This is a genomic window from Tychonema sp. LEGE 06208, assembly GCF_015207505.1.
In the GTDB taxonomy this organism is placed as follows: domain Bacteria; phylum Cyanobacteriota; class Cyanobacteriia; order Cyanobacteriales; family Microcoleaceae; genus Microcoleus.
On the sequence record NZ_JADEWT010000049.1, the window covers coordinates 18,761 to 44,507 of the forward strand.

A 25,747-nucleotide genomic window follows, 5' to 3' on the forward strand; every position below is an offset into this window, starting at 1 on the left:
GAGGTGCTGTGCTTGTGACGTTCCCCTAGCCTTTAGGTTTGGGGATTCTTGATTTAATGAGTCCACTTACATTAGCAGGATTGCCCTCCTCAAGCGTTGCGATCCTTTTTTGCTAACTAATGCTAACAAATTTCTCAGTTGAGATTGTTTCTCAACCCTGGCGTTTCAACTAATGCACTAAGGAAAAAATTCCCCGCGCACCAGGGAATGCTGTACTGGCAACGCTTGATTTTCGCGATCGTACCGATCGGGCGATCGACTATTTTGCTTTGATGTCGTAGAGGAACCTTATATATTGGCTCCGTACCATCAGGGATTTGCACCTGAGTCTTTCACTCCTAGTTCTACCACATTTTGATCAAATATCAAGTTGAGCCGAATGTTACCAAACATCGCTCCTGAGCGACAAGTTAGTCGCTGAGGATCGACTTGTGACTCAAATCCAGAGACTAGATCTGGTTTTTTGGTAATACGATCGCTCCTATCGTCTCGGTTTTTGACATTGAGGGCGATCGCCCTCGATGCCCTATTTTTGTAGTTCAAACCGATTTCTGCATAAATTATCAGATATTTACTTGCTCGATCGCACACTGCACCGATACAATAATGTTGTTAGCAATTTTTGAGTTGGGTGCGTAACTCAGTTGGATAGAGTAGCTGCCTTCTAAGCAGCGAGCCGCAGGTTCAAGTCCTGCCGTACCCGTTACTAAAACCTAATAGCATCAATGCTTTGAGCCGTTCTTTACCGAAAAGTAGAGGGCGGCTCAAACCTTATTTGTTTCGCATTTGTTTCGCATTTTGTTTCGCACAACAAATGCGAAACACTGCCTATCTGGGTCAGAGGTGGTATCCCGGCATCCTTTCAGCAGACACGGGTCAACTCTCCGAGCCCAATATTTCCAAGAACGTCTCCACGTCTGCCAAGTCCGCTCTGGATTTTTTGCGCCGCGCTTTTAACTGGTTGAGCAAGTCAGCCGGTTCTGGAAAATCGGGAAAATTTTTCCTGGGTGCATCATTTTTTGATTTTTGTCTCAGGTCGGAGAGTTCTGTGTCAATTCCTCCCCGATCGCGCTGCGCTTCCTTGAGTTCTTGCTCCAACATCTGCACCTTTAGCCCCAAATCGCCGTTGCGCTCGTGTAACTGATTGAGTTCCACATCCCATTCTGCAAGTTGCTTGTTGGCCGCTTTCAATTCCTGCCTGAGTGATTCATCGTTGCCATCACTCAGGCACTCAATTTTCCCAAGCGTTCTTCAATCCCTGCTAATTTAGTGGCTAGCAGTGTGTCTAGCTTACTATCTAGCAATTTGTCTAGCACTGGTTGAATGTCCGAAATTTCGGACACTTGTGTTTGAGGTTGGATTGTTGGCGCTGATATTGCCTGGTTGGCCGCTTGCTCTAAGGTGCGGATTACCCAAGCATTGACGCTCAAACCCTCTGCTGCTGCAACATTTTTAATGGTTTCGAGCAAGTCTCGGCGACCGTCTAATCTCAAGTTAAGCTGGCATCTGTCTGTCATGTTTAGTACCTGTCTAGTGGTCGTTTAGCTAAATACTAGCACTTTGTTTAGTGGTTGTCTAGTTAAATACTAGCACTTTGTTTAGTGGTTGTCTAGTTGGATGCTAGCACTCTGTCTAGCTAGTCAACCTTCAGTTTTTCCAGACGTTCTTCAATGACAGCTATCCGTTTAATTAGTGGGGCAAGACGATCGGATATAAGTATGTCTACACTTTCGGCGGCTACTGTAGACACGAGGTTAGTGTCACTTTCTTTAGACAGCGTGGTAGACGTGCCTGAGACTTCCTTGAGAATGCGTTGTGCAGCTTGATTAACCGACTCACCGTCTAATCTCTGAGCTTCTATCCAATTCAGGAAGTGACCGGAAGCTCTAAACGATACGACTTGACTTTGACTCATTGTAGACATCTGTATACAGTATTTGTCTACAATAACTGATAGCTGTCTACACTGTCAACAATTTGTCTACAAAATTTGTAGACATAAAAATCCCCCAGTTAAGGGGGATGGGTTTAGCCGTCAACAGTCAGGCAGCGGCTAAATTTTCCGCAGGTTACAGAAGAGCATTGAGATTACCCGTCCGCCCTTCATGCCTTCGCGCTCTTGCCAGTCAACCTTGCAACTGATGCTCGTGTGAATCTCGACGATGCGGCCGTGCCAGTTGTAGCTAATATCCTCTGGATTGTTGCCAGCCACTTTGTCTCCAACTCTGAATGCTTTGAGCGGGTCAGAGCAGGGAATGCCGGTGAGTAGTTCTACCAGTTTTTGCTTGTCGGAGACAGAGAGTTTGGAGAACGAATTGCAAAATTCCAAAAGAGTTGGATTTTCATCGCAACCATCGCAACCTTGGCTCTGGCTAAGGGTTTCATCGCAACCGTCAAGACAACCGAGTTGCGATGGCAGTTGCGATGAAACCCTCTCTGTGCAAGGGGGTTGCGATGGTTGCGATGAATTCACAAGTTTCAATCCAAAAATAAATTTGTGACCTTTTCGTTCCTGAGTATCAACCCGCCGCTCAATCTTGGGGAATAATTCCCGCAAGCGCAAATACAAATCTTGAGACTTCTTCACTGGTGAGTCATAGGGCGATTCAGCTTCCCACGACTTTTTAGTTTTTTTACCGGAGTCATCAACAGTCAGCCACCCATTCTCCAAATACCAGTCCTCCAACATTTCATAAAGGTCTCCAATGTAAACCTTGCCCTCTGGGTTGAATTCCAATCCAACCTCACGAGCAAACTGCCACAAGTGCCGGCTTTCTTCCTGAGCTTCCCGCATCGCCTCACGAGTCGCCTTGTAGTCAATACCCTCAGCCAGCAACAGCGGCATCCGCTCCAACATCTTGTTAAGCATCGCCGGCGCAATCCGCTCCAGAATAAAGTCCGGGTCATCCTTAAAACGCGGGTCAGCCTCTAACTCACCCTGAGACGGGTCAGCGCCGCGCTTGTAAGTTTTCTTAAAGCTCAGGATGCCGTAGCGGTCATCAATAGCAGCCGTCCCCCCGGTGATAGACGGTAGCTTGTTGCAGTTGGCTAAGAAAATCGCAGCAGGCTTGTATTCGTAGCTATCCTTACCTTTGCGCTCAATATCAAGAGGGTCGCCTGTGATGAACTGCTTAAGACTTTGAAGAGCGTCGAGACTCACATTTGAAGCATTCTCAGAAGCCCAATTGCAGACACCGCCCTCAATGGTAGCCAGTGCAAATTTACGTCCACCGTCATAAGACTTGAAGTCCGACAGTGACTTCCCAGTCATCCCCCGCCCAAAGACAGCAGCCAACACGGCCCGCAGCGTATCTTTGCCGTTAGACCCCTCGCCGTAGCACAGCAAGCCCTTGACTCCCTTACCAGTCAGCTTTGACCGCACCAATTTCAAATTCAACGCAGCAGCAGCAGTCCGCAGAAATATCTCGCGCTGTGCCGGCTCCAAACATTCCAAAAGGCGATCGCAATCGGCGCTATCAACATCAGGCTTATACTCGCTCCCGACGTAGGTATAGACCTGGTTAGGGTCATGTGGCACAAGCGAGTGAGAGCCATCAGGATTAATCCTCACTACCCCGTTAGAGCAGTTCAAACCGTCAGGATTTATCTTGTTGGGGTCAACGGCGCTCCGATCAATAACCCACTTGAGAACCTCGGCTACGTTACTAGACTTGGCTCGGTTGTTGACCCAAACACCCTTTACCTTTTCCGCGTAGGTATTAAGCCAGTCACCGATACGACGTTTTTCTTCGGATTCCGAGCGCAATTGGTAGTGACTGCCGACATAGTGATAAAGCTGACCTCCAATAGATTTCCAGTGACCGTCTGAGTAAAGTGCAGCCTCTGCCTTCTGTACGAAGTTTTGGAGTGCAGTCGGCGCTGTGTCTAGGATGTAGTCCCCTTTAATACTGTCATACTTCTGGCATACTACATCTTCTCGCGTACGCGGGTGAGGAGTTAAAGAAATATTAGGGTTTGAAATGTCAATTTTGCGATCGCTTTTTTTAAGCTGTTTTTCCCATTTGACTAGGGTTGGCGCGTCCGCTACAGATTCCTTGAAAGCGTCAGCACCGTTAGCTTTGATGAAATCATCCATCCCTTTGAATTTGGTATCCCAAACCGTGATGTGTACCTCACAGCCATGCTCTGCCAGCAAGCGGCCAAACTTCAAAATGGCTGCACGGCAAGATGAATTGGCTGCGTAGTCAGAGTCAAAGTCTATGTAATGAACAGTTTCAGGTTGCGCCCAGTTTTCAACCTCTTTTGCCAACTGCCCGTCTTTGCCCCAATTCCAAACTCCTGTCAAAGCAATGGTTGCTAAGCCGATGCTCAGTCCAGAGCCAGCCTTTTTAACCCCTTCTGTCCAGTGCCGGGGAACAGAGAGGTCGTTGCGAGTCTTGAGCCAGTAATCTCTGTCTGGCATGGCTAGGAAGATTGCGTCGGGTTCCATTCCTGATGCTGTTAGGTACTTACGCGGTTTTTGCCCTTCTGGTTGATGCGGTTTGTCTGGCTTGCCCTGGCCGTAGCGGTTCCCTGTTTTTACCCCAGTGCGCCAATTGATGCTGCGGCACCACCAACCACCTGTTTTGATTGGTTCTTTGGGCTGGATGCGTTCGTTGAGTTCTTTGGCCGTCAGCGATTCGATATTGAGACGGGCGATCGCTTCTGATACGGCTGAACCTTCAACCCACTCGGCGAGGTGTTTGGGGCTGATGAAGGTTGAATTTTGAGATGCAGAATTTGACCCAGTGGGGTATGATGAATTCATGAGTGTACCGCCCTAAAAAGCGGGTTTAGTACCAAAAGACTGCTGCAACACTGGGTTCCAATCAGAGGCAGCGGTTTTTTGGCGTTTACTTTTTTGAAAAATTGAAAGCTTAAATGGAACCAGCTTGTATCGCCATGCAAAATCAAGCATCAAAGGAATGCGTTTTGCTTGCGATAAAAAGCCAGTCACCTCGTGCAAATGAGAGTCCAGCTTACCTCTGGTGGGTCGTATGCACTCACGGCGCTTATCACCGGGCCGTCTGTTTACCGGGTTTTAACCCGCCCTTCCTAGCAACCTACTTTGGGAGATTCCCGAACCCATTCGTCGCCATCGACCGCGACAGATTCGCCTACTCTTTCTCTTGTCAAAGCATTTCTTGGGCTGCCTACCGGATGCACCTCAATTGCTCAAGGCTAGAGTCCCACCAATTTAAATCCTACATCTTGCCGAAAAGTTGCGGCTATTTTTCCGAAGTTCCGGCGGAATCTGTGCAACTTCGGCAGAGCTTGCTAGCGGAACATCGGAAAAATCCCGCTAGATAAACCCAGGAGCTTAAAGAAGGAATCAAGTAATCAGAAAACATATCAAAATAGATGATAAATTGTTTGTTATCTATTTTTTGCTATTTTTCAACTAACATTATCTATTAAGCTTTTTTTCTACTTGTTAAAGAGTGTACCGGGTATTACTCAGTTCCGGTTGCCTGCGGCGCCTTAAATTCTAGAGGCACGGCCGGGGGGGGCGGGCCATAAACCAGCTCCCCCCCCGGCCCGCGTTTTCACTTTTCCTCTTCCTCCTGTTGACTAACAGCTCGCGGGCGATATTGCCAGCAGTTAAAGCACAAGCAATCGCAGCCGTTAAGCTTAGCCCCCTGCAAGGTTTTGTGAATGTCTAGCTTTTGGTCTAGTGCTGCTAGTGGTGTCTACAAAAGCGTCTACACTATCTAGTATTGTGTCTAGCACTGTGTCTAGCGACTCGCTATCAACTAGGTAAAGTTCTAGCAGCGCTTCCCAAGTAGCAGTCTTGGAAAGCTTCCCGAACTGCTTAGCGTCTTCGTTGGTGAAACCACAGGCAAAAGCCAGAGCCTTGAGTTGGTCAATCCGCCGACAACTAGCAGCAGGTTTAGTCATTCCCGCCCCCAGCACTAGCGGCCAAAATGAATTTGATTGATTGCAAAGCTTCCTCTAATCCATCTGCAAGCTCCTCACTCGCGTCGGGCCAAGTGTCCGTCCATACGCCCAGTAGATTAAGGGCTTTACCGTTTTCGGGGTTGTCCAGACTGGCAAGGTAGTTCTTTGTGGCAAACACAAAAATATCGTTGTCGCACAAATACTTAAAATTGGCGCTGCACCCATTCAGCAAGGCAAAAATGTGCTCAAGGGTTGCGCGGTCAATAGTAACTGTCTCTTTCGCCTTAAACGTAAAGAGTTGCGATCGTCCGCAAAGACAATCGTCTGAAAATGTCATAATTATTCGGCTCCAAACGTTCCAACACAACGATTTGGGGAAGTCGTGGTTTGGCTAGCATTGTCAGTGCTCGTCAACCGCGCATCAATCTTCCTTAGTTACTCACGATTGCAGACTTACACTTCCTTGTCAACACAGGGACTGTAAAGTTTTGTTTCGCAAAAGTTGCCCCTAGAATCAACATCCTAACAGCATCAAAGCGGGCGTAAATGCTCCAATATTTTGTTGTCTAAATAGTGGGAATTAATAATACTTTCCGACGTATCACACCAGCGAGCAATTACCGCAGATGGGATACCTTGCGCCAATTGTTCGCTAATAAAAGTATCCCGACAAGAATATGGAGTCGTAGGCTTGTAACCAGGTTCCCGCGTCTTGTCAGTGATAGGTACAACTATCTTGTGCCAAGCTCTTTGAGAAAAATTACTGTAGTTGATTACGTCCCCGGTAGGAGAAGAGAAAACAATTTTTTTAGAGTCAAACTGTTGCGGTCTAATTGACACTAAAAACTCTTTCAACTCATTATTGCAAGGGAATTTTCGGTGTTTGTTATTTTTACTGCCCTTACTCTCAACAGCTTTCCCCTCAATGAACTGAATACTGCCGTTGAACAAAACATAAGAACAGTCGGGCGAGATATTCCCCCAAGTCAAGCCAATAGCTTCGCTAGGACGGCAACCCGTTAAAAACCAAAACTTTACCAATGGGTAGTATGTGTGGTAGCAGTGTCCGGGTTTATTCTTGTGAGACTCAAAAGCTTGCAGCACCAGCAACTTTTCTTCAGTAACAAAACCATTAGGGGCGGGGTCGTTTTGCCAGTTGTACTTAGGCAAATCATTAGCCATATCTTTGTAAGGACTAACAGGTAAAGTAATCAACCTATGCTTGATACCCCAACTAACAGCAGCATTTAAGTGAGTAAGAATGCGCTTAGTCATGTCCCCCGTTGTTGTCCCTAAAAGGACTTCGCGAACTTCTAGCGCTTGCAGAATATCCGAAGGACACTTGGCTATGTGTCGCCCCAACGTAGTCTGCAAGTAATGCAAAGACTTTGGCTTGAGCGTGTTCTGCTTGTAGTTTAAATATTTGTCCCACAATTCTTGTAGCGTCAGACTTGTTGCCCCAAATTTAGCCTGGACCAGGTTACCGCTGTGTTTGTGGAGTTGGACAGGTTTGTATTTGCTTAAATCATTTGGGTCAAACATTCCTGTAAGGATGTCAAGCTCAATCTGCTTAGCCTTGCATTCTGCGATCGCCCGGTTTTCCAAAGTATCCGGCAGACCCATGCACACAAACTTATTTTTACCCCCGTAAAGCTCGCGAGGTAAATGAAGGCGTAGCAGACCCCGGCTTACCATCACCCCTACAGTCCCTTTTTTCCGACGCTGAGATTTGTTTACTTGCATGGTTAGGTCATTAACTCTGCACACCTACAGTACCAAATTGTTTCGCATTTGTTTCGCATTTGTTTCGCATTTTGCATGACAAAAAACTAAGAAGCTTACGCACAGGGTGATACAATAATTTGAGGCTACTGCCTTCTAAGCAGCGAGCCGCAGGTTCAAGTCCTGCCGTACCCGTTACTAAAACCTAATAGCATCAATGCTTTGAGCCGTTCTTTACCGAAAAGTAGAGGGCGGCTCAAACCTTATTTGTTTCGCATTTGTTTCGCATTTTGTTTCGCACAACAAATGCGAAACACTGCCTATCTGGGTCAGAGGTGGTATCCCGGCATCCTTTCAGCAGACACGGGTCAACTCTCCGAGCCCAATATTTCCAAGAACGTCTCCACGTCTGCCAAGTCCGCTCTGGATTTTTTGCGCCGCGCTTTTAACTGGTTGAGCAAGTCAGCCGGTTCTGGAAAATCGGGAAAATTTTTCCTGGGTGCATCATTTTTTGATTTTTGTCTCAGGTCGGAGAGTTCTGTGTCAATTCCTCCCCGATCGCGCTGCGCTTCCTTGAGTTCTTGCTCCAACATCTGCACCTTTAGCCCCAAATCGCCGTTGCGCTCGTGTAACTGATTGAGTTCCACATCCCATTCTGCAAGTTGCTTGTTGGCCGCTTTCAATTCCTGCCTGAGTGATTCATCGTTGCCATCACTCAGGCACTCAATTTTCCCAAGCGTTCTTCAATCCCTGCTAATTTAGTGGCTAGCAGTGTGTCTAGCTTACTATCTAGCAATTTGTCTAGCACTGGTTGAATGTCCGAAATTTCGGACACTTGTGTTTGAGGTTGGATTGTTGGCGCTGATATTGCCTGGTTGGCCGCTTGCTCTAAGGTGCGGATTACCCAAGCATTGACGCTCAAACCCTCTGCTGCTGCAACATTTTTAATGGTTTCGAGCAAGTCTCGGCGACCGTCTAATCTCAAGTTAAGCTGGCATCTGTCTGTCATGTTTAGTACCTGTCTAGTGGTCGTTTAGCTAAATACTAGCACTTTGTTTAGTGGTTGTCTAGTTAAATACTAGCACTTTGTTTAGTGGTTGTCTAGTTGGATGCTAGCACTCTGTCTAGCTAGTCAACCTTCAGTTTTTCCAGACGTTCTTCAATGACAGCTATCCGTTTAATTAGTGTGGCAAGACGATCGGATATAAGTATGTCTACACTTTCGGCGGCTACTGTAGACACGAGGTTAGTGTCACTTTCTTTAGACAGCGTGGTAGACGTGCCTGAGACTTCCTTGAGAATGCGTTGTGCAGCTTGATTAACCGACTCACCGTCTAATCTCTGAGCTTCTATCCAATTCAGGAAGTGACCGGAAGCTCTAAACGATACGACTTGACTTTGACTCATTGTAGACATCTGTATACAGTATTTGTCTACAATAACTGATAGCTGTCTACACTGTCAACAATTTGTCTACAAAATTTGTAGACATAAAAATCCCCCAGTTAAGGGGGATGGGTTTAGCCGTCAACAGTCAGGCAGCGGCTAAATTTTCCGCAGGTTACAGAAGAGCATTGAGATTACCCGTCCGCCCTTCATGCCTTCGCGCTCTTGCCAGTCAACCTTGCAACTGATGCTCGTGTGAATCTCGACGATGCGGCCGTGCCAGTTGTAGCTAATATCCTCTGGATTGTTGCCAGCCACTTTGTCTCCAACTCTGAATGCTTTGAGCGGGTCAGAGCAGGGAATGCCGGTGAGTAGTTCTACCAGTTTTTGCTTGTCGGAGACAGAGAGTTTGGAGAACGAATTGCAAAATTCCAAAAGAGTTGGATTTTCATCGCAACCATCGCAACCTTGGCTCTGGCTAAGGGTTTCATCGCAACCGTCAAGACAACCGAGTTGCGATGGCAGTTGCGATGAAACCCTCTCTGTGCAAGGGGGTTGCGATGGTTGCGATGAATTCACAAGTTTCAATCCAAAAATAAATTTGTGACCTTTTCGTTCCTGAGTATCAACCCGCCGCTCAATCTTGGGGAATAATTCCCGCAAGCGCAAATACAAATCTTGAGACTTCTTCACTGGTGAGTCATAGGGCGATTCAGCTTCCCACGACTTTTTAGTTTTTTTACCGGAGTCATCAACAGTCAGCCACCCATTCTCCAAATACCAGTCCTCCAACATTTCATAAAGGTCTCCAATGTAAACCTTGCCCTCTGGGTTGAATTCCAATCCAACCTCACGAGCAAACTGCCACAAGTGCCGGCTTTCTTCCTGAGCTTCCCGCATCGCCTCACGAGTCGCCTTGTAGTCAATACCCTCAGCCAGCAACAGCGGCATCCGCTCCAACATCTTGTTAAGCATCGCCGGCGCAATCCGCTCCAGAATAAAGTCCGGGTCATCCTTAAAACGCGGGTCAGCCTCTAACTCACCCTGAGACGGGTCAGCGCCGCGCTTGTAAGTTTTCTTAAAGCTCAGGATGCCGTAGCGGTCATCAATAGCAGCCGTCCCCCCGGTGATAGACGGTAGCTTGTTGCAGTTGGCTAAGAAAATCGCAGCAGGCTTGTATTCGTAGCTATCCTTACCTTTGCGCTCAATATCAAGAGGGTCGCCTGTGATGAACTGCTTAAGACTTTGAAGAGCGTCGAGACTCACATTTGAAGCATTCTCAGAAGCCCAATTGCAGACACCGCCCTCAATGGTAGCCAGTGCAAATTTACGTCCACCGTCATAAGACTTGAAGTCCGACAGTGACTTCCCAGTCATCCCCCGCCCAAAGACAGCAGCCAACACGGCCCGCAGCGTATCTTTGCCGTTAGACCCCTCGCCGTAGCACAGCAAGCCCTTGACTCCCTTACCAGTCAGCTTTGACCGCACCAATTTCAAATTCAACGCAGCAGCAGCAGTCCGCAGAAATATCTCGCGCTGTGCCGGCTCCAAACATTCCAAAAGGCGATCGCAATCGGCGCTATCAACATCAGGCTTATACTCGCTCCCGACGTAGGTATAGACCTGGTTAGGGTCATGTGGCACAAGCGAGTGAGAGCCATCAGGATTAATCCTCACTACCCCGTTAGAGCAGTTCAAACCGTCAGGATTTATCTTGTTGGGGTCAACGGCGCTCCGATCAATAACCCACTTGAGAACCTCGGCTACGTTACTAGACTTGGCTCGGTTGTTGACCCAAACACCCTTTACCTTTTCCGCGTAGGTATTAAGCCAGTCACCGATACGACGTTTTTCTTCGGATTCCGAGCGCAATTGGTAGTGACTGCCGACATAGTGATAAAGCTGACCTCCAATAGATTTCCAGTGACCGTCTGAGTAAAGTGCAGCCTCTGCCTTCTGTACGAAGTTTTGGAGTGCAGTCGGCGCTGTGTCTAGGATGTAGTCCCCTTTAATACTGTCATACTTCTGGCATACTACATCTTCTCGCGTACGCGGGTGAGGAGTTAAAGAAATATTAGGGTTTGAAATGTCAATTTTGCGATCGCTTTTTTTAAGCTGTTTTTCCCATTTGACTAGGGTTGGCGCGTCCGCTACAGATTCCTTGAAAGCGTCAGCACCGTTAGCTTTGATGAAATCATCCATCCCTTTGAATTTGGTATCCCAAACCGTGATGTGTACCTCACAGCCATGCTCTGCCAGCAAGCGGCCAAACTTCAAAATGGCTGCACGGCAAGATGAATTGGCTGCGTAGTCAGAGTCAAAGTCTATGTAATGAACAGTTTCAGGTTGCGCCCAGTTTTCAACCTCTTTTGCCAACTGCCCGTCTTTGCCCCAATTCCAAACTCCTGTCAAAGCAATGGTTGCTAAGCCGATGCTCAGTCCAGAGCCAGCCTTTTTAACCCCTTCTGTCCAGTGCCGGGGAACAGAGAGGTCGTTGCGAGTCTTGAGCCAGTAATCTCTGTCTGGCATGGCTAGGAAGATTGCGTCGGGTTCCATTCCTGATGCTGTTAGGTACTTACGCGGTTTTTGCCCTTCTGGTTGATGCGGTTTGTCTGGCTTGCCCTGGCCGTAGCGGTTCCCTGTTTTTACCCCAGTGCGCCAATTGATGCTGCGGCACCACCAACCACCTGTTTTGATTGGTTCTTTGGGCTGGATGCGTTCGTTGAGTTCTTTGGCCGTCAGCGATTCGATATTGAGACGGGCGATCGCTTCTGATACGGCTGAACCTTCAACCCACTCGGCGAGGTGTTTGGGGCTGATGAAGGTTGAATTTTGAGATGCAGAATTTGACCCAGTGGGGTATGATGAATTCATGAGTGTACCGCCCTAAAAAGCGGGTTTAGTACCAAAAGACTGCTGCAACACTGGGTTCCAATCAGAGGCAGCGGTTTTTTGGCGTTTACTTTTTTGAAAAATTGAAAGCTTAAATGGAACCAGCTTGTATCGCCATGCAAAATCAAGCATCAAAGGAATGCGTTTTGCTTGCGATAAAAAGCCAGTCACCTCGTGCAAATGAGAGTCCAGCTTACCTCTGGTGGGTCGTATGCACTCACGGCGCTTATCACCGGGCCGTCTGTTTACCGGGTTTTAACCCGCCCTTCCTAGCAACCTACTTTGGGAGATTCCCGAACCCATTCGTCGCCATCGACCGCGACAGATTCGCCTACTCTTTCTCTTGTCAAAGCATTTCTTGGGCTGCCTACCGGATGCACCTCAATTGCTCAAGGCTAGAGTCCCACCAATTTAAATCCTACATCTTGCCGAAAAGTTGCGGCTATTTTTCCGAAGTTCCGGCGGAATCTGTGCAACTTCGGCAGAGCTTGCTAGCGGAACATCGGAAAAATCCCGCTAGATAAACCCAGGAGCTTAAAGAAGGAATCAAGTAATCAGAAAACATATCAAAATAGATGATAAATTGTTTGTTATCTATTTTTTGCTATTTTTCAACTAACATTATCTATTAAGCTTTTTTTCTACTTGTTAAAGAGTGTACCGGGTATTACTCAGTTCCGGTTGCCTGCGGCGCCTTAAATTCTAGAGGCACGGCCGGGGGGGGCGGGCCATAAACCAGCTCCCCCCCCGGCCCGCGTTTTCACTTTTCCTCTTCCTCCTGTTGACTAACAGCTCGCGGGCGATATTGCCAGCAGTTAAAGCACAAGCAATCGCAGCCGTTAAGCTTAGCCCCCTGCAAGGTTTTGTGAATGTCTAGCTTTTGGTCTAGTGCTGCTAGTGGTGTCTACAAAAGCGTCTACACTATCTAGTATTGTGTCTAGCACTGTGTCTAGCGACTCGCTATCAACTAGGTAAAGTTCTAGCAGCGCTTCCCAAGTAGCAGTCTTGGAAAGCTTCCCGAACTGCTTAGCGTCTTCGTTGGTGAAACCACAGGCAAAAGCCAGAGCCTTGAGTTGGTCAATCCGCCGACAACTAGCAGCAGGTTTAGTCATTCCCGCCCCCAGCACTAGCGGCCAAAATGAATTTGATTGATTGCAAAGCTTCCTCTAATCCATCTGCAAGCTCCTCACTCGCGTCGGGCCAAGTGTCCGTCCATACGCCCAGTAGATTAAGGGCTTTACCGTTTTCGGGGTTGTCCAGACTGGCAAGGTAGTTCTTTGTGGCAAACACAAAAATATCGTTGTCGCACAAATACTTAAAATTGGCGCTGCACCCATTCAGCAAGGCAAAAATGTGCTCAAGGGTTGCGCGGTCAATAGTAACTGTCTCTTTCGCCTTAAACGTAAAGAGTTGCGATCGTCCGCAAAGACAATCGTCTGAAAATGTCATAATTATTCGGCTCCAAACGTTCCAACACAACGATTTGGGGAAGTCGTGGTTTGGCTAGCATTGTCAGTGCTCGTCAACCGCGCATCAATCTTCCTTAGTTACTCACGATTGCAGACTTACACTTCCTTGTCAACACAGGGACTGTAAAGTTTTGTTTCGCAAAAGTTGCCCCTAGAATCAACATCCTAACAGCATCAAAGCGGGCGTAAATGCTCCAATATTTTGTTGTCTAAATAGTGGGAATTAATAATACTTTCCGACGTATCACACCAGCGAGCAATTACCGCAGATGGGATACCTTGCGCCAATTGTTCGCTAATAAAAGTATCCCGACAAGAATATGGAGTCGTAGGCTTGTAACCAGGTTCCCGCGTCTTGTCAGTGATAGGTACAACTATCTTGTGCCAAGCTCTTTGAGAAAAATTACTGTAGTTGATTACGTCCCCGGTAGGAGAAGAGAAAACAATTTTTTTAGAGTCAAACTGTTGCGGTCTAATTGACACTAAAAACTCTTTCAACTCATTATTGCAAGGGAATTTTCGGTGTTTGTTATTTTTACTGCCCTTACTCTCAACAGCTTTCCCCTCAATGAACTGAATACTGCCGTTGAACAAAACATAAGAACAGTAGGGCGAGATATTCCCCCAAGTCAAGACAATAGCTTCGCTAGGACGGCAACCCGTTAAAAACCAAAACTTTACCAATGGGTAGTATGTGTGGTAACAGTGTCCGGGTTTATTCTTGTGAGACTCAAAAGCTTGCAGCACCAGCAACTTTTCTTCAGTAACAAAACCATTAGGGGCGGGGTCGTTTTGCCAGTTGTACTTAGGCAAATCATTAGCCATATCTTTGTAAGGACTAACAGGTAAAGTAATCAACCTATGCTTGATACCCCAACTAACAGCAGCATTTAAGTGAGTAAGAATGCGCTTAGTCATGTCCCCCGTTGTTGTCCCTAAAAGGACTTCGCGAACTTCTAGCGCTTGCAGAATATCCGAAGGACACTTGGCTATGTGTCGCCCCAACGTAGTCTGCAAGTAATGCAAAGACTTTGGCTTGAGCGTGTTCTGCTTGTAGTTTAAATATTTGTCCCACAATTCTTGTAGCGTCAGACTTGTTGCCCCAAATTTAGCCTGGACCAGGTTACCGCTGTGTTTGTGGAGTTGGACAGGTTTGTATTTGCTTAAATCATTTGGGTCAAACATTCCTGTAAGGATGTCAAGCTCAATCTGCTTAGCCTTGCATTCTGCGATCGCCCGGTTTTCCAAAGTATCCGGCAGACCCATGCACACAAACTTATTTTTACCCCCGTAAAGCTCGCGAGGTAAATGAAGGCGTAGCAGACCCCGGCTTACCATCACCCCTACAGTCCCTTTTTTCCGACGCTGAGATTTGTTTACTTGCATGGTTAGGTCATTAACTCTGCACACCTACAGTACCAAATTGTTTCGCATTTGTTTCGCATTTGTTTCGCATTTTGCATGACAAAAAACTAAGAAGCTTACGCACAGGGTGATACAATAATTTGAGGCTACTGCCTTCTAAGCAGCGAGCCGCAGGTTCAAGTCCTGCCGTACCCGTTAAAACAACACTATACACAGTAATACTTTCAGCCGTTTTTGATTTGAATGGCGAGACTGGTTCAAACCTTATTTGTCCTGCATTTGTTCCGAATTCGGTCATCCCGCACTAAGTCAAATCTGTAAAAAAGTCCCGCAGGCCCAACTGCTACCCATTTTCCCGCTTCCCGATCGACACTACTCATCTCCGCATCTGTTGGTCGCCGTCGGTGTATTATCATAAAAAGACCATCGTGTCAATAGCCTGTCGCTGGCAAAGTTAAAACAGCGACCGCTGTTGTGGGCCGAGTAGCCCTCAAGAGTTATCCTTAGTTCAGGCTAGTTTCCGACAGGTTTGGATAATGATCCCAGCAAATATATTGTATATTCCCCAAGATTTAATGCTATTGCCCTACGACACCGCGATCGATCAATTAAAGCCCCTATTAGCCCAAGCAACCGGAATGCCACTAATTGCATCGGACAATACGGCAACAATTGCACTCTTATTGCTTTCTGTGGGAATTCTGGGTTGGGGATTTTATCGCGCCAGAGATCGAGGCAAACTAGGAATTTTGGCTTGGTTGCAGTCAGTGGCGCTGATGACTCCTTGGCTGCTGTTCTTTGGTTTGTTCGCCGCCGGGATTTACCTCAATCTAGTGGCAGTATTGTTGCTGCTAGTGGCATCCACAGGATTATACATTTATCTGGGCCGGCAATTGCGTCAGGCTGCCTTGGATGCAGTGCTAAAGTCGCGCGATACTGCCCAAGAAAAGCCCCAAACCGATGGTTTCTCGCCCCCCGACTCGCAGCCGACATCAGCCAAAGAAACGATTAAAACCGTCACCTCGTCACCAGGAACCAATGAAGTAGAAATAATTCCCGTTCCTGTTGAAGACCTCAAGGCAATTCAAGGCATTTTTGGCATCGATACTTTCTTTGCCACAGAAACAATTCCCTATCAAGATGGGGTAATCTTGAAAGGCAATCTCCGGGGAGACCCCGAACAAGTACACTCGCGTTTGACCGCAAGTTTGCAAGCAAGATTAAACGATCGCTACCGCCTATTTTTAGTAGACAATCAGGACGAAAAGCCGGTAGTTATTATCTTGCCGAGCACAAATGACCCCCAGCCAACTACCGTATCTCAAAAAATCCTAGCAGTCGTGCTGCTGCTGGCAACAATTGCTACTAGCTTGGAAACTGGCGGTTTGCTGCTAGGTTTCGATTTCTTTGGTTCGCCGCATCGATATCTAGAAGTTCTGCCAGTGGCGGCGGGAATTTGGGCGGTTTTAGGCTCGGGAGAAATTGCTCGCCGAGTGGTAGCAAATCAATACAATGTTGGCTTGAGTTGGCCGTTTTTTATACCAACTTTGCAAATAGGTTCTTTTGGGGCGATCGAACGTTTTGAGTCGCTGCTTCCCAACCGTAAAGTTTTGTTTGATATCGCTTTTGCCGGATCGGCGGCTGGCGGAATAGTTTCTCTCCTAATGCTGATTACAGGTTTGCTGCTTTCTCACCCCGGCAGTTTGTTTCAAATTCCTGCAGAATATTTCAAGGGCTCGGTTTTGGTGGGGGCTTTGGCAAAAGTGGTGTTGGGTTCGGCTTTGCTGCAGCCGATTGTTGACGTTCACCCGCTGGTAGTTATCGGTTGGTTGGGCTTGGTAATCGTGGCGCTTAATTTGATGCCTGCAGGACAGTTGGATGGGGGTAGAATTATACAAGCAATCTACGGCCGCAAAATTGCCAGTCGCGCGACTTTGGCGACGTTTGTAGTGCTGGCGATCGCTTCTTTAGTTAATCCCTTGGCTCTATATTGGGCGATCGTGATTCTGATTTTACAGCGGAATCTGGAGCGGCCGAGCCTCAACGAACTGACTGAGCCTGATGACGCTCGCGCGGCTTTGGGTTTGCTAGCTTTGTTTTTGATGATTGCTGCGCTTTTACCCTTGACTCCGGCTTTGGCCGGCCGTTTGGGAATCGGGAACTAACAGCAGCCGCCGGTCTTTGGTAACAGACTCTGGCGTTGCAGTAAATTAGTCAAATCTAGGAATTGGGCGATCGAACTGGGGAACTGAAGGCGACGGTATTCCTAACTACTAATCTCCAATTAAGGGCGCGGCCCCGAGCAATTTATTTTTTACCGAAAGTAGATTTTTGAACAACCCAAAATTTGTTTAAACTCGATCGAGTTTAAATAACTTATCTGAACATCTAGGATAAAGTCATGGCTAATCAACTTCCTCCTATATTGGTAACTTTTGATGCAGATGTTTTGATGGCTGGCAGAACCCAAGTGTGGCAAGAATATGCCAAGGTGGGAACTTGCTATATCCCGGAAGTAGTGTACGACGAAATAGATCGTCTTACCGGCGAAGCGGTGGAACCGGCTATCGAACAAATCGCTAAGGAATTTATGCGCTTTTTTGCCGAAAGCGGCTGGATTGCAACTGACGCTCAAGAGACGCACCGAGGTCTTGAACCTTCGATCAAAAATCAAAGCAAGCAAGCAATGCTCGTGGTGGCGACGGCTCAGTGCGTTTACGGTTTGGCTCAGGAACACCCGGAGGCTTTGTTGATTTTTGTGTCAAACAGCCAGCCTCTACTGAAGCGGCTGGCTTCTGTCGGGGCTGCGAATCTCTGCGGGATTACCGGGGCTATGCTGTTAAATTGGGCGAGGAAAGGGGAACGCCCGCCGGCGGTGACTCAGCAATTGCAAAGTTTGATGCGTACCCTCGCCGATCGCCAATCGACTCAGCGCTCTAACAGCAGAATTCAGGATGTTGCTGTCGGTAAAACCGGGACTTCTGCTAGCAAGTTCACGGGGATGCGCGGCACTTCTGAGTTGAATTCGCCGATCGCTTCTACTAAAACTAATCACACGGGTTTCACTGGGAACCGCAGTGCGACTCCGCGCGCCAAAAAGCCGCCGCGCATTCGCGAGGAGTCTAGAGATTACGAGCCGGCTGTATATCGGATGAAAAATATTACGCCGCCGAAAAAAAGAAATAGCAGTTTTTTGTCTGGTGCGTTCAATTTTTTGGGAGCGTTATTTTTCTTGACGGTGGCGGTGGGTATTTTGTGGCGAGTATTTGATGTTAAGGGTTTTAGAAAAACTTTTGTACCGGCTCTACCGCAGCCCGTGCAACAATTTGTTAAGTCTATCGATCCCAAGTAATCGACAGTGCCACTCTTTTAACAATGTTGAACAGGAACGAAATAATTGGTCAATTTGCCTATATTGTTGCGAGTTGTGCCTATGCTTTAGTGTTTTTTGTGCTTCTTCCCTTCACACAGTATGATACGCCACCGGTTTGGATTGTGGCAATGGCGATCGTCCTGATTGTAGCAATGAATTGGCTGCTGTCTTCATCGTTGCTAGCTGGGTGGAGTTGGGTGGCTGCATTATTTGCTTGTCAGCTCGTACTGATATTTTTTGGTATCGTGTTTCTGGGAGATGGGCTGGTACTGCCAAGTTGTTTGTTTTTCGGAACTATGGTACTAGGAGTTGCGAGCGTTTATACCAATTTCTTGCCACAAAAAACTCTGCTAATGGTGGGTTTGTTGACGGTATTTTTTATGGCTTCAATGTACTTATCTGTGATTGGCGGCTATGTGCTCAAAGGCAAAAATCCGTTTCATGGTTCTTCTACCCAGATGCAGCCGCTGTTGAATCAAAAAGTAGAAATTATCACCGACAATCCCAAACAATTGTATTTGAATGGCAGAACTGGGGAACTCACGCATATTAACCGTTATGAGGTGACAGTGAAGCTAGATGATGAGACATTCATATGGCCTTATGTCTATGTTTGGTGGCAGGATATCCAGGCTGCTAACGAACAGAAACCTTCAACAGTTGAGAGTTGAAGCAAATATGGGTTCTTAGTCTTTAACAACGCTGAAAAACTTGGTTTCACCCGCCCTGGTGTGTCATATCAATTCCGGTAACACTCATACATGATGTTAACTGTTAACAGTGAATTTACTATTCCGATTGTTGACAGACCATTTAAATCCCAATTAGATCGCGAGCATTGTCCACTGCATTAAATGCTGCCACTCAGGAGATTGAGCTAATAAATCCGCATCGAATTCATTCCCCGCATCCCGCGAAAATTCGGCAAAACAGTCCGCCCAATTAATTACTGTTTCTACAGGCAAATAAGGCGTATAATTCCAAGAACGCTGCAAAAATTCTACCATTTCAACAGAATGCCCGGTGCGGTACAAATACCAAGCAATCCAAACTAAGGTACTGTACTTGATTTGCTTTTCCAACAAACGTATTTTATCGGGCAATTCGGGGCGGGCAAAAAAATTGTCCGTGACGGCGGCGAGGGATTTAGCCTGCGGTAAACCTTTGTACATGGCGCTTTGTTCGTGCTGGCGGTAGCAAACAGTTATTTGCTGCAGCCAATCTGCTTCGCATCCCATTAAGGCTAAACGCAGCACTAAATCTGTATCTTCTGCTGGGGGAAATCGAGGGTCAAATCCGCCGGCGCGCTCTAACCAATGGCGGCGAAATACCATCGCGCTAGGTAATACTGGTTTCCACCGCAGCCACATTTCTAAGTCTAATTTAGGGACGTTTTGCCAGGGTTTTACATCTTTTATGGGTTCGCCTATACTGTTGACTTGACGCCAGCCACTGTGGACTATTCCTAGATTTGGTTGCGCTGCAAATACAGCCATTTGTGCTGCTATTTTGTGGGGTAAAAAGTAGTCATCTGCATCGAGAAAGGCGATGAATTCTCCTCGGGCTAGCTCAATACCGCGATTTCTGGCGATGGAAACTCCTTGATTTTGTTGGTGAATGTAACGAATTCGATCGCCATATTGCTCCAAAATTAATCTGGTGTCGTCTCGGGAACCGTCGTCTACTACAATAATTTCCCAGTCTGTATAGGTTTGGTGCAGCACGCTATCTACGGCTTGGCAGATGTAAGCTGCACAGTTGTAAGCCGGAATTACCACGCTTACCTGCGGGGTTCGATCGCTCATAGTTAAAATATTAAGTTTGATGGATTATAGCAATTCGAGCGAAAAATAAGGTATTGATTCCTCAATCCCTCAATCCCTCAATCTCTGATGATGTTAACCGCAGATTTCAAGGGTACAAACACTGATGGACGCAGATACATTCAATCTTGTTTGCGATTGAGTGCAACTCAAGTCTCATGACTGATGACTGTCACGGTTGAGAGCTTGCGGCCTAAATGCTTGTAGAGTGCGCCCGAGGCTGATCCGCGCGATCGGCAGCGATACTTTTTAAGCAGAATTTTGGTTCAAGAATTTGCTAAGGTAAGTTGGTGCGAATTGAGTAAATCGTGGTGGCGCGTGGCTAAAGGGCTGCGATCGCCTTTTGCCTTCAAATACTTATCAGCTATTTGCAAAACCTGTTCTGGACTCGCCGGCTTGCTCAAAAAATCGGAAGCACCTGTTAATTTTGCTCGCGTGCGGTCAATTATACTGGCTTGACCTGTCAAAAACACGATCGGAGTTTCGCGAAAAGCCGGTGTTTTTCGCAAAAAATTGCACAAAGCAAAGCCGCTTGTATTCGGCATCACTAAGTCCATAAAAATTAAATCAGGCTTGTGTTTGGCAATGATGCCCACCCCCTGCATCGGGTCTTGAATTTTTAGGACTCGATACCCTGCCGGCAATAAAATTTGCTCTAAAAATTCGCAGACTGTGGGACTGTCATCGATACAAGCAATCAAAGGGCGACCGGGGCGGGCGATCGCTGCGGCAAGGCGCCACTGTTCTATCGGCGATGGCAAATCTGGTACTGTGCGGAAATTTACTAAACCTTGCTTGATGTAATTAACTAAAGCGCGAGTTGCCACTGTGACGCACTGTTTTTTCTTAAATGCAATATCCCAAAGAGTATTTTCGCCGTTAAAGACGTTAGCCAAAGCCATCAAAGAATTAGAACTAAATCGATTTTTCTGCAATTCGGCGGACGCTTTTAAAAGCGGTGCTTGTTCTGGATCTACCAGCCACAGACCCATTGCTTTCCACTGCTGCCAAATTTGTTCTGTAGAACACAAAATTTGCTCTACTTCCGTTACGGACAGCATCAAAGTAGAGATAACTTTAGAAAAATATTTTGAAGAGGGACGCCACTCCCGGCGCAAACCCGATTGACCGATCAGAGCAAAGAACACTTCGGAAATGCTGCTGCGGACGATCGCCTTAGCTTGTTCCAGACTCATTTCGCTGTCTGCTATCCCTCGTTGAAGCAGTTGATATTCCCAAAGTTCCCCAGCATCAAGGTCTCTAAGATCGACTTGAAAGTTGCGACAGTGTTGCCCGATCGCCCTGTACCAGCGCCTCGCCCTGTGCGATCCTCCTGTGGCATAAACCAAACAACCCTGAAAAAAGTAAAGTTGCCACTGTTGTTCCCCTTGTTCTAACAGGAGTTTCCCAGTTGCTTGTTTTTGGCCGAGCACGGCCATAGTATGGGACAACATTTTGTATCCGATTGCGGTAGCAGACATATCAACTCGCATCCCCTGTACTCTGTTTGTACCATTATATAGCTGCTGAGTTGTGAACAATAACAGTAATATTACTGAATTTTATTCATTTAAAAAAACTTGGTGCTGCGAATTTAACCGCATCATATCATGTCAGATCGATGACCATAACCAAAACGAATATGTGCCTAGAAGAGTACGCAACCGATCGAGCGTACTCTTGTCGGCACCGATCCAATTTTGTTGTTATCAATACACCATACCCAGGATCGGGTCGGGGTATCAATCCCCTAGAATAATGCAACTCCTTTGCCCTGGTTGGAAACCCTTAATTCATCAGCCATTTTCAATTGTTCAATTTCAAACTTGGAGGGCGACTTGTCCGAGGAGCTTAGTCGAAGGAAGTCAAAGTATTTCAAATGGTATGATTCCCCTCGGGAGTGTTAGCCATGAGGGTGCAAAGCCTCTCGATCGCACTAATTAATAGCTAAAATTATGCTGACAACTAAAAATTAATTTTCCTCGTTATCTTTGGGAGGTACTGGATCGCAACCCCCAGGATGAAAAGGATGACAGCGCAAAATCCGCTTAACGGCCATTGAACAGCCGCGGAGTGTCCCAAATCTTTCTATGGCTTCGATCGCGTATTGCGAACAAGTGGGCTGAAACCTACAGGCGTTAGGCAAGTAAGGAGAAATCACCATTTTGTAGGATCGAATTAATCCGATCGGCAATGCTTTCACAATTTTCACCTCAGCGCTGGATTAAATTAATCGCAAAATCTTGTCCCATACCGCTGAAAGCTAGGTTAATCAACAACATCCCCAGCGGTTTCCGCAATCGAGCTTGCTTGAGTTCCCCGACATCTACAACTTCAAATCCGATGTTTTGCGCGAGATTAGTGACAATTTTCTTGGCATCTATATTGTCTCCGCAAATAAAAGCGGTTGCTGTTTGCGAACAGAAGTGCAAATTTTTTAAACAGCTTGCGCCAATGTTGTTAAAAGCTTTCACAACTTGCGATCCGATCGCCCATTCGGCAATTTCTTCTGCCGCCGAAGTTGTGTGTCCGATTGTCAGTCCCGCAGCAAGTCCAGCGGGTGTCAGCTCCATCGGATTTGTAGCGTTAATAACAATTTTGCCAGTCAAATCTCCCGCAGCGGCGATCGCCTCTTGCGTGCCATTCCAAGGCATTGCTAAGATCAAAAATTGACCGTGACTGGCAGATTCTACAAGGCTAGCGGCTCGTGCATTTCCTCTTGTAGAAGCTACAGCAGACTGTACTTTTGCGCTCTGGGGATCTCTGACACCAAATACAATCGAGTGACCTTTTTGACTGAAAATTCGTCCCAGAGTTCCGCCAACATTTCCCGCGCCAATTATACCTATTTTCATTTTTACCTCTTGGATAACTAAAGCACAATTTGAGGAGACAATATGGTACTTGTTTCTGAGGAAGCTACTTGACCGATACCTAAGAATTTACCATTTGTATCGTAAACTTGCAAGGGATAGGGAGGTTGGGGTATTAAGTTTGCGGGGGAATTGTTCGGTGTTTCCTGCGGTGTTATTGTTTCGGGAATGGGGAGGCGCTGTCCTTGAAACCAGCGTTTGGTATATTCAGGAGAAAGGACGATCGCACCTAGGTGTCCCAAAACCACCGAGGGCAAAATCGGGCTGAATGTATTCTCCTGTATTTGCTGTTCCAATTCTGCAAAAGTGAGACTTTGGTCGATCGAGAAACCGCTGCTTTCGGTACGAGTCAAACAAGCCAAAGTACCGCCTGCATTCAACAGTGCACCCAAGTCCCGCGCGATCGCCCGAATGTAAGTACCGGGCCCGCAGGCGATCGACAAATCCAACTCAGGAAAATCCCCCGGCCGCCAATCCAAGATTTCCAGCCGAAAAACCTCAACATTTCTAGCAGCAACTTCCAGAGTTTCACCTTTTCTAGCTAACTCGTAAAGGCGTTTTCCTCCCACCTGAACCGCACTAAAATTCGGCGGAAACTGTTCAATTTTCCCCAAAAAATTCGGCAGTGCAGCTTGGACTTTTTCTAAACTCAAATCCGGCACAGGTTGAGAATGGATGATTTCTCCTTCTAAATCGTCTGTAGCGGTAGTTAAACCAAACCGAATCGTACCTCGGTAAGCTTTATGGTGTTGGAGAAATTGCAGCAGTCTGGTTGCTTTACCCAGGGCGATCGGCAAAACGCCAGTCACTGCAGGATCGAGGGTTCCTCCGTGTCCGACTCGCTTGAGTTGCAATATTCGGCGCACTCGCCCCACGCAGTCGTGAGATGTCATGCCCGCAGGTTTGTTAAGATTGAGAAAACCGTCTGTAGTCATTAGTTAGTTGTTAGGTGTTGGTTGTTAGTTGTTAGGTGTTGGTTGTTAGTTGTTAGTTGTGAGTTGTTATTCGTTAATTGTTATTTGTTGCTTGTTGTTTGTTGTTGTTGGTTATTTGTTGGTTGTTAGTTGGTAGGGCGGTACCCCCGTGCCCGCCCTCTTAGTTGTTGTTAGTTGGTAGGGGCGGTGGATGGTGCGTGCCCGCCCTCTTAGTTGTTAGTCGTTAGTCATTTTACCCTGATAGAAGTCAAAGAATTGTTATTAATTATTAGCATTTTGTACGGCGGCTTTAGCTAAGTATGTCTGATAAAAACGACTAAAAAAAGCGAGATTTGCCTTCATTTATCAGTAGTAAAAAATCAGTAATTATTAGCATTCTGTACGGTGGGTTTAGCTAACAATGTATGATACAAACAGCTAGAAAAAAGGCAAAATCTGCCCTCTAATTCATCATTCATTATTCACCATTCATCATTCATCAGTCATCCGTCATCCGTCATCGGTCAAAAGGAAGTTCGGCAACGGATTTTTAACCAATTTAAGGGATAGATGGAAGAAGGTAGAAGGAAGTTGAAAACTTTTGAGATGTCTTGGTTACTGACAACGCCCAAGCCTTGCCTGAGTTGAAAACTTCAACATTAAAAACTTCAGACTCAAAAGTACCCGCAAGCTCAATTCCCAATTACCGATTCCCGATTATCGATTCCCAATTAAAAAATAAAGTCCGCCCTAGGGATAGAAGTAACTCCCAATACAGTAGCCAGAATTTCCTTGCTGCTTGTAATTTGAATAATTGTACTCGTCGAAGTTCCAGATCCAGCGAAAATATTGAGTTCGCCAAAGGTGAGGCCGGCACTCAAGCGAATTTTATCAGTACCAACAGTAAAATCGGTAATCACATCGCCATCTGCAAAACGCCCGATCGCAAAAGTATCATTTCCAGCGCCACCAGTTAAAGTATCTCTGCCGCGATCGCCCGACAAACAATCATCCCCAATACCGCCAAACAGCGAGTCGTCACCATTACCCCCAAACAGGGTATCATCGCCCGCGCCGCCCAACAAAGTATCGCTATCTTGGTTGCCAAATAGCAAATCATTGCCCTCGTCGCCGCTTGCCGAGTCAGCACCTTTGCCGCCGTAGACAGTATCGTCGCCCGCGTTGCCGAAAACGCTGTCGCGGGCTGAACCGCCAAACAGCAAATCATTGCCCGCGTCGCCTGTAATTGAGTCGTCGCCGTCGCCGCCGTAGAGGGAATCGTTTCCCGCCAAGCCAAAAATGCTGTCAGCCCCGCCCAAACCGAATATCAAGTCAGCGCCCCCAGTACCGCTGAGGGAGTCGGGGCCGCTGGTACCATTCTTAGCCTTAACTGACCCTCCGGGGCTGGTACCACCGCTGGAGGGGGTTGGAGTTGTGATGATGATAATGTTAGGTACTGCTGATGGCATGATTTGGCACAGTGGTAGAAATTTGCCATTCTAACTTAGCTTAAAAGCCGGAGTTATCAGCTCCTCAACCGCCGAAATGAGAAATATCGATCGCACCTGCGACAGCATAAGATTCGCACAAAAAGCCCTGCACGGTGGAGCCGTCCTCCAACATTAGCGTACCGATTCCCAGCGGCCGCTTAATTTGAGCGACAAATCGGCCCAAAGTTGCGATCGACAATTCCAAAATTTCCACGTTGGTAAAAGCAGCGGGAACCCCCCGCGATCCTGCGGTATCGGTATCCAGAGTATTTTGGGTGCGATCGGTCTTCTTTTGTTATTGGAGAGGGGATGGGGCGATCGCTATTTAATTATTAACAGATTAGGGTGCATCACCTGCGACAGATAGTTTGGGCAAAAAATGCCAAAGTGACGCACCATGCAAAATATTTAATTATTGACACTCCTCGGCAATCGGGCACGAGGATTCTTAAGACATTTGGGTCTTAATATCCCTATTGCTAGGGTTCCTTTCGCTGACCGCATTTGCACGTTACGCGCACAGTCATATCTCCTCTGTGAAT

The 25,747-nt window shown here is 46.9% G+C and carries 26 protein-coding genes and 1 tRNA gene; 4 read left to right on the forward strand and 23 right to left on the reverse strand.

What is annotated here, in order from left to right; genetic code table 11:
• Positions 1-134 precede the first annotated feature (134 nt).
• Positions 135-323, reverse strand: coding sequence for a hypothetical protein (locus IQ263_RS14605; RefSeq protein ID WP_194009504.1), 189 nt, complete (start codon positions 321-323; stop codon positions 135-137).
• Positions 310-543 (reverse strand): hypothetical protein, encoded by a 234-nt coding sequence (locus tag IQ263_RS14610; protein WP_194068063.1) that lies wholly within the window; start codon positions 541-543, stop codon positions 310-312. The genes IQ263_RS14605 and IQ263_RS14610 overlap by 14 nt, the downstream gene beginning before the upstream one ends.
• 86 nt (positions 544-629) lie before the next feature.
• On the opposite strand from IQ263_RS14610, the gene IQ263_RS14615 reads away from it, so the two are divergent.
• Positions 630-703: transfer RNA gene (locus IQ263_RS14615), tRNA-Arg, on the forward strand.
• Between the two features lie 173 nt (positions 704-876).
• Here the strand turns inward: IQ263_RS14615 and IQ263_RS14620 are convergent.
• The 14 genes from IQ263_RS14620 to IQ263_RS14685 all read right to left on the reverse strand — a co-directional run bounded on the left by IQ263_RS14620 (position 877) and on the right by IQ263_RS14685 (position 14,753).
• Complete coding sequence (locus tag IQ263_RS14620; protein ID WP_194068064.1) at positions 877-1,191, reverse strand: flagellar alpha dynein; 315 nt, start codon at positions 1,189-1,191, stop codon at positions 877-879.
• 32 nt (positions 1,192-1,223) lie between these two features.
• Complete coding sequence (locus IQ263_RS14625) at positions 1,224-1,517, reverse strand: hypothetical protein (protein ID WP_193976001.1); 294 nt, start codon at positions 1,515-1,517, stop codon at positions 1,224-1,226.
• A 119-nt stretch (positions 1,518-1,636) separates the two neighbouring features.
• Entirely contained in the window at positions 1,637-1,915 is a 279-nt protein-coding gene (locus IQ263_RS14630; protein ID WP_194068065.1) for a hypothetical protein, read from the reverse strand.
• Between the two features lie 138 nt (positions 1,916-2,053).
• Positions 2,054-4,768 carry a DUF3854 domain-containing protein gene (locus IQ263_RS14635; protein ID WP_194068066.1) on the reverse strand — a complete coding sequence of 905 codons (2,715 nt, stop codon included), beginning with the start codon at positions 4,766-4,768 and terminating at the stop codon, positions 2,054-2,056.
• A gap of 863 nt (positions 4,769-5,631) precedes the next feature.
• Positions 5,632-5,898: a hypothetical protein gene (locus IQ263_RS14640; RefSeq protein WP_228050059.1), complete on the reverse strand. Its 267-nt coding sequence runs from the start codon at positions 5,896-5,898 to the stop codon at positions 5,632-5,634.
• Entirely contained in the window at positions 5,891-6,235 is a 345-nt protein-coding gene (locus IQ263_RS14645) for a hypothetical protein (protein WP_194068067.1), read from the reverse strand. The genes IQ263_RS14640 and IQ263_RS14645 overlap by 8 nt, the downstream gene beginning before the upstream one ends.
• A 194-nt stretch (positions 6,236-6,429) precedes the next feature.
• Positions 6,430-7,641, reverse strand: a complete 1,212-nt coding sequence (locus IQ263_RS14650; RefSeq protein ID WP_194068068.1) for a tyrosine-type recombinase/integrase — start codon at positions 7,639-7,641, stop codon at positions 6,430-6,432.
• Between the two features lie 347 nt (positions 7,642-7,988).
• On the reverse strand, positions 7,989-8,303 hold the full coding sequence (locus tag IQ263_RS14655) for a flagellar alpha dynein (protein WP_194068064.1): 315 nt from the start codon (positions 8,301-8,303) through the stop codon (positions 7,989-7,991).
• A gap of 32 nt (positions 8,304-8,335) precedes the next feature.
• Positions 8,336-8,629 carry a hypothetical protein gene (locus tag IQ263_RS14660; RefSeq protein ID WP_193976001.1) on the reverse strand — a complete coding sequence of 98 codons (294 nt, stop codon included), beginning with the start codon at positions 8,627-8,629 and terminating at the stop codon, positions 8,336-8,338.
• A gap of 119 nt (positions 8,630-8,748) precedes the next feature.
• Positions 8,749-9,027, reverse strand: a complete 279-nt coding sequence (locus IQ263_RS14665; RefSeq protein WP_194068069.1) for a hypothetical protein — start codon at positions 9,025-9,027, stop codon at positions 8,749-8,751.
• A gap of 138 nt (positions 9,028-9,165) precedes the next feature.
• The gene (locus IQ263_RS14670) at positions 9,166-11,880 is read right to left on the reverse strand and encodes a DUF3854 domain-containing protein (protein ID WP_194068066.1); all 2,715 of its coding nucleotides are present in this window, start codon (positions 11,878-11,880) and stop codon (positions 9,166-9,168) included.
• A gap of 863 nt (positions 11,881-12,743) precedes the next feature.
• Positions 12,744-13,010, reverse strand: a complete 267-nt coding sequence (locus tag IQ263_RS14675) for a hypothetical protein (RefSeq protein ID WP_228050059.1) — start codon at positions 13,008-13,010, stop codon at positions 12,744-12,746.
• Positions 13,003-13,347 (reverse strand): hypothetical protein, encoded by a 345-nt coding sequence (locus tag IQ263_RS14680; protein WP_194068067.1) that lies wholly within the window; start codon positions 13,345-13,347, stop codon positions 13,003-13,005. The genes IQ263_RS14675 and IQ263_RS14680 overlap by 8 nt, the downstream gene beginning before the upstream one ends.
• Positions 13,348-13,541: 194 nt before the next feature.
• Complete coding sequence (locus IQ263_RS14685) at positions 13,542-14,753, reverse strand: tyrosine-type recombinase/integrase (protein ID WP_194068070.1); 1,212 nt, start codon at positions 14,751-14,753, stop codon at positions 13,542-13,544.
• A 617-nt stretch (positions 14,754-15,370) separates the two neighbouring features.
• Between IQ263_RS14685 and IQ263_RS14690 the strand changes: the two genes are divergently transcribed.
• From IQ263_RS14690 to IQ263_RS14700, 3 genes are all read left to right on the forward strand, one after another.
• Positions 15,371-16,897 (forward strand): site-2 protease family protein, encoded by a 1,527-nt coding sequence (locus IQ263_RS14690; RefSeq protein WP_228050062.1) that lies wholly within the window; start codon positions 15,371-15,373, stop codon positions 16,895-16,897.
• 236 nt (positions 16,898-17,133) lie between these two features.
• On the forward strand, positions 17,134-18,084 hold the full coding sequence (locus tag IQ263_RS14695; RefSeq protein ID WP_194068072.1) for a PIN domain-containing protein: 951 nt from the start codon (positions 17,134-17,136) through the stop codon (positions 18,082-18,084).
• A gap of 23 nt (positions 18,085-18,107) precedes the next feature.
• Positions 18,108-18,776, forward strand: coding sequence for a hypothetical protein (locus IQ263_RS14700; protein ID WP_194068073.1), 669 nt, complete (start codon positions 18,108-18,110; stop codon positions 18,774-18,776).
• Positions 18,777-18,929: 153 nt separating this feature from the next.
• Here IQ263_RS14700 and IQ263_RS14705 read toward each other — a convergent pair whose 3' ends face one another.
• The 7 genes from IQ263_RS14705 to IQ263_RS14735 form a co-directional block, all read right to left on the reverse strand.
• Positions 18,930-19,910, reverse strand: coding sequence for a glycosyltransferase family 2 protein (locus tag IQ263_RS14705; RefSeq protein ID WP_194068074.1), 981 nt, complete (start codon positions 19,908-19,910; stop codon positions 18,930-18,932).
• Between the two features lie 284 nt (positions 19,911-20,194).
• Positions 20,195-21,409: a response regulator gene (locus IQ263_RS14710; RefSeq protein ID WP_228050060.1), complete on the reverse strand. Its 1,215-nt coding sequence runs from the start codon at positions 21,407-21,409 to the stop codon at positions 20,195-20,197.
• A gap of 491 nt (positions 21,410-21,900) precedes the next feature.
• On the reverse strand, positions 21,901-22,131 hold the full coding sequence (gene yidD, locus IQ263_RS14715; RefSeq protein WP_194068076.1) for a membrane protein insertion efficiency factor YidD: 231 nt from the start codon (positions 22,129-22,131) through the stop codon (positions 21,901-21,903).
• Positions 22,132-22,141: 10 nt separating this feature from the next.
• Complete coding sequence (locus tag IQ263_RS14720) at positions 22,142-22,870, reverse strand: NADPH-dependent F420 reductase (protein WP_445286313.1); 729 nt, start codon at positions 22,868-22,870, stop codon at positions 22,142-22,144.
• Entirely contained in the window at positions 22,801-23,736 is a 936-nt protein-coding gene (gene truB, locus IQ263_RS14725; RefSeq protein WP_194068078.1) for a tRNA pseudouridine(55) synthase TruB, read from the reverse strand. The genes IQ263_RS14720 and truB overlap by 70 nt, the downstream gene beginning before the upstream one ends.
• A gap of 710 nt (positions 23,737-24,446) precedes the next feature.
• Positions 24,447-25,184: a calcium-binding protein gene (locus IQ263_RS14730; RefSeq protein WP_194068079.1), complete on the reverse strand. Its 738-nt coding sequence runs from the start codon at positions 25,182-25,184 to the stop codon at positions 24,447-24,449.
• A 64-nt stretch (positions 25,185-25,248) separates the two neighbouring features.
• Positions 25,249-25,419 (reverse strand): allophanate hydrolase-related protein, encoded by a 171-nt coding sequence (locus IQ263_RS14735; protein ID WP_228050061.1) that lies wholly within the window; start codon positions 25,417-25,419, stop codon positions 25,249-25,251.
• Between the last annotated feature and the right edge of the window lie 328 nt (positions 25,420-25,747).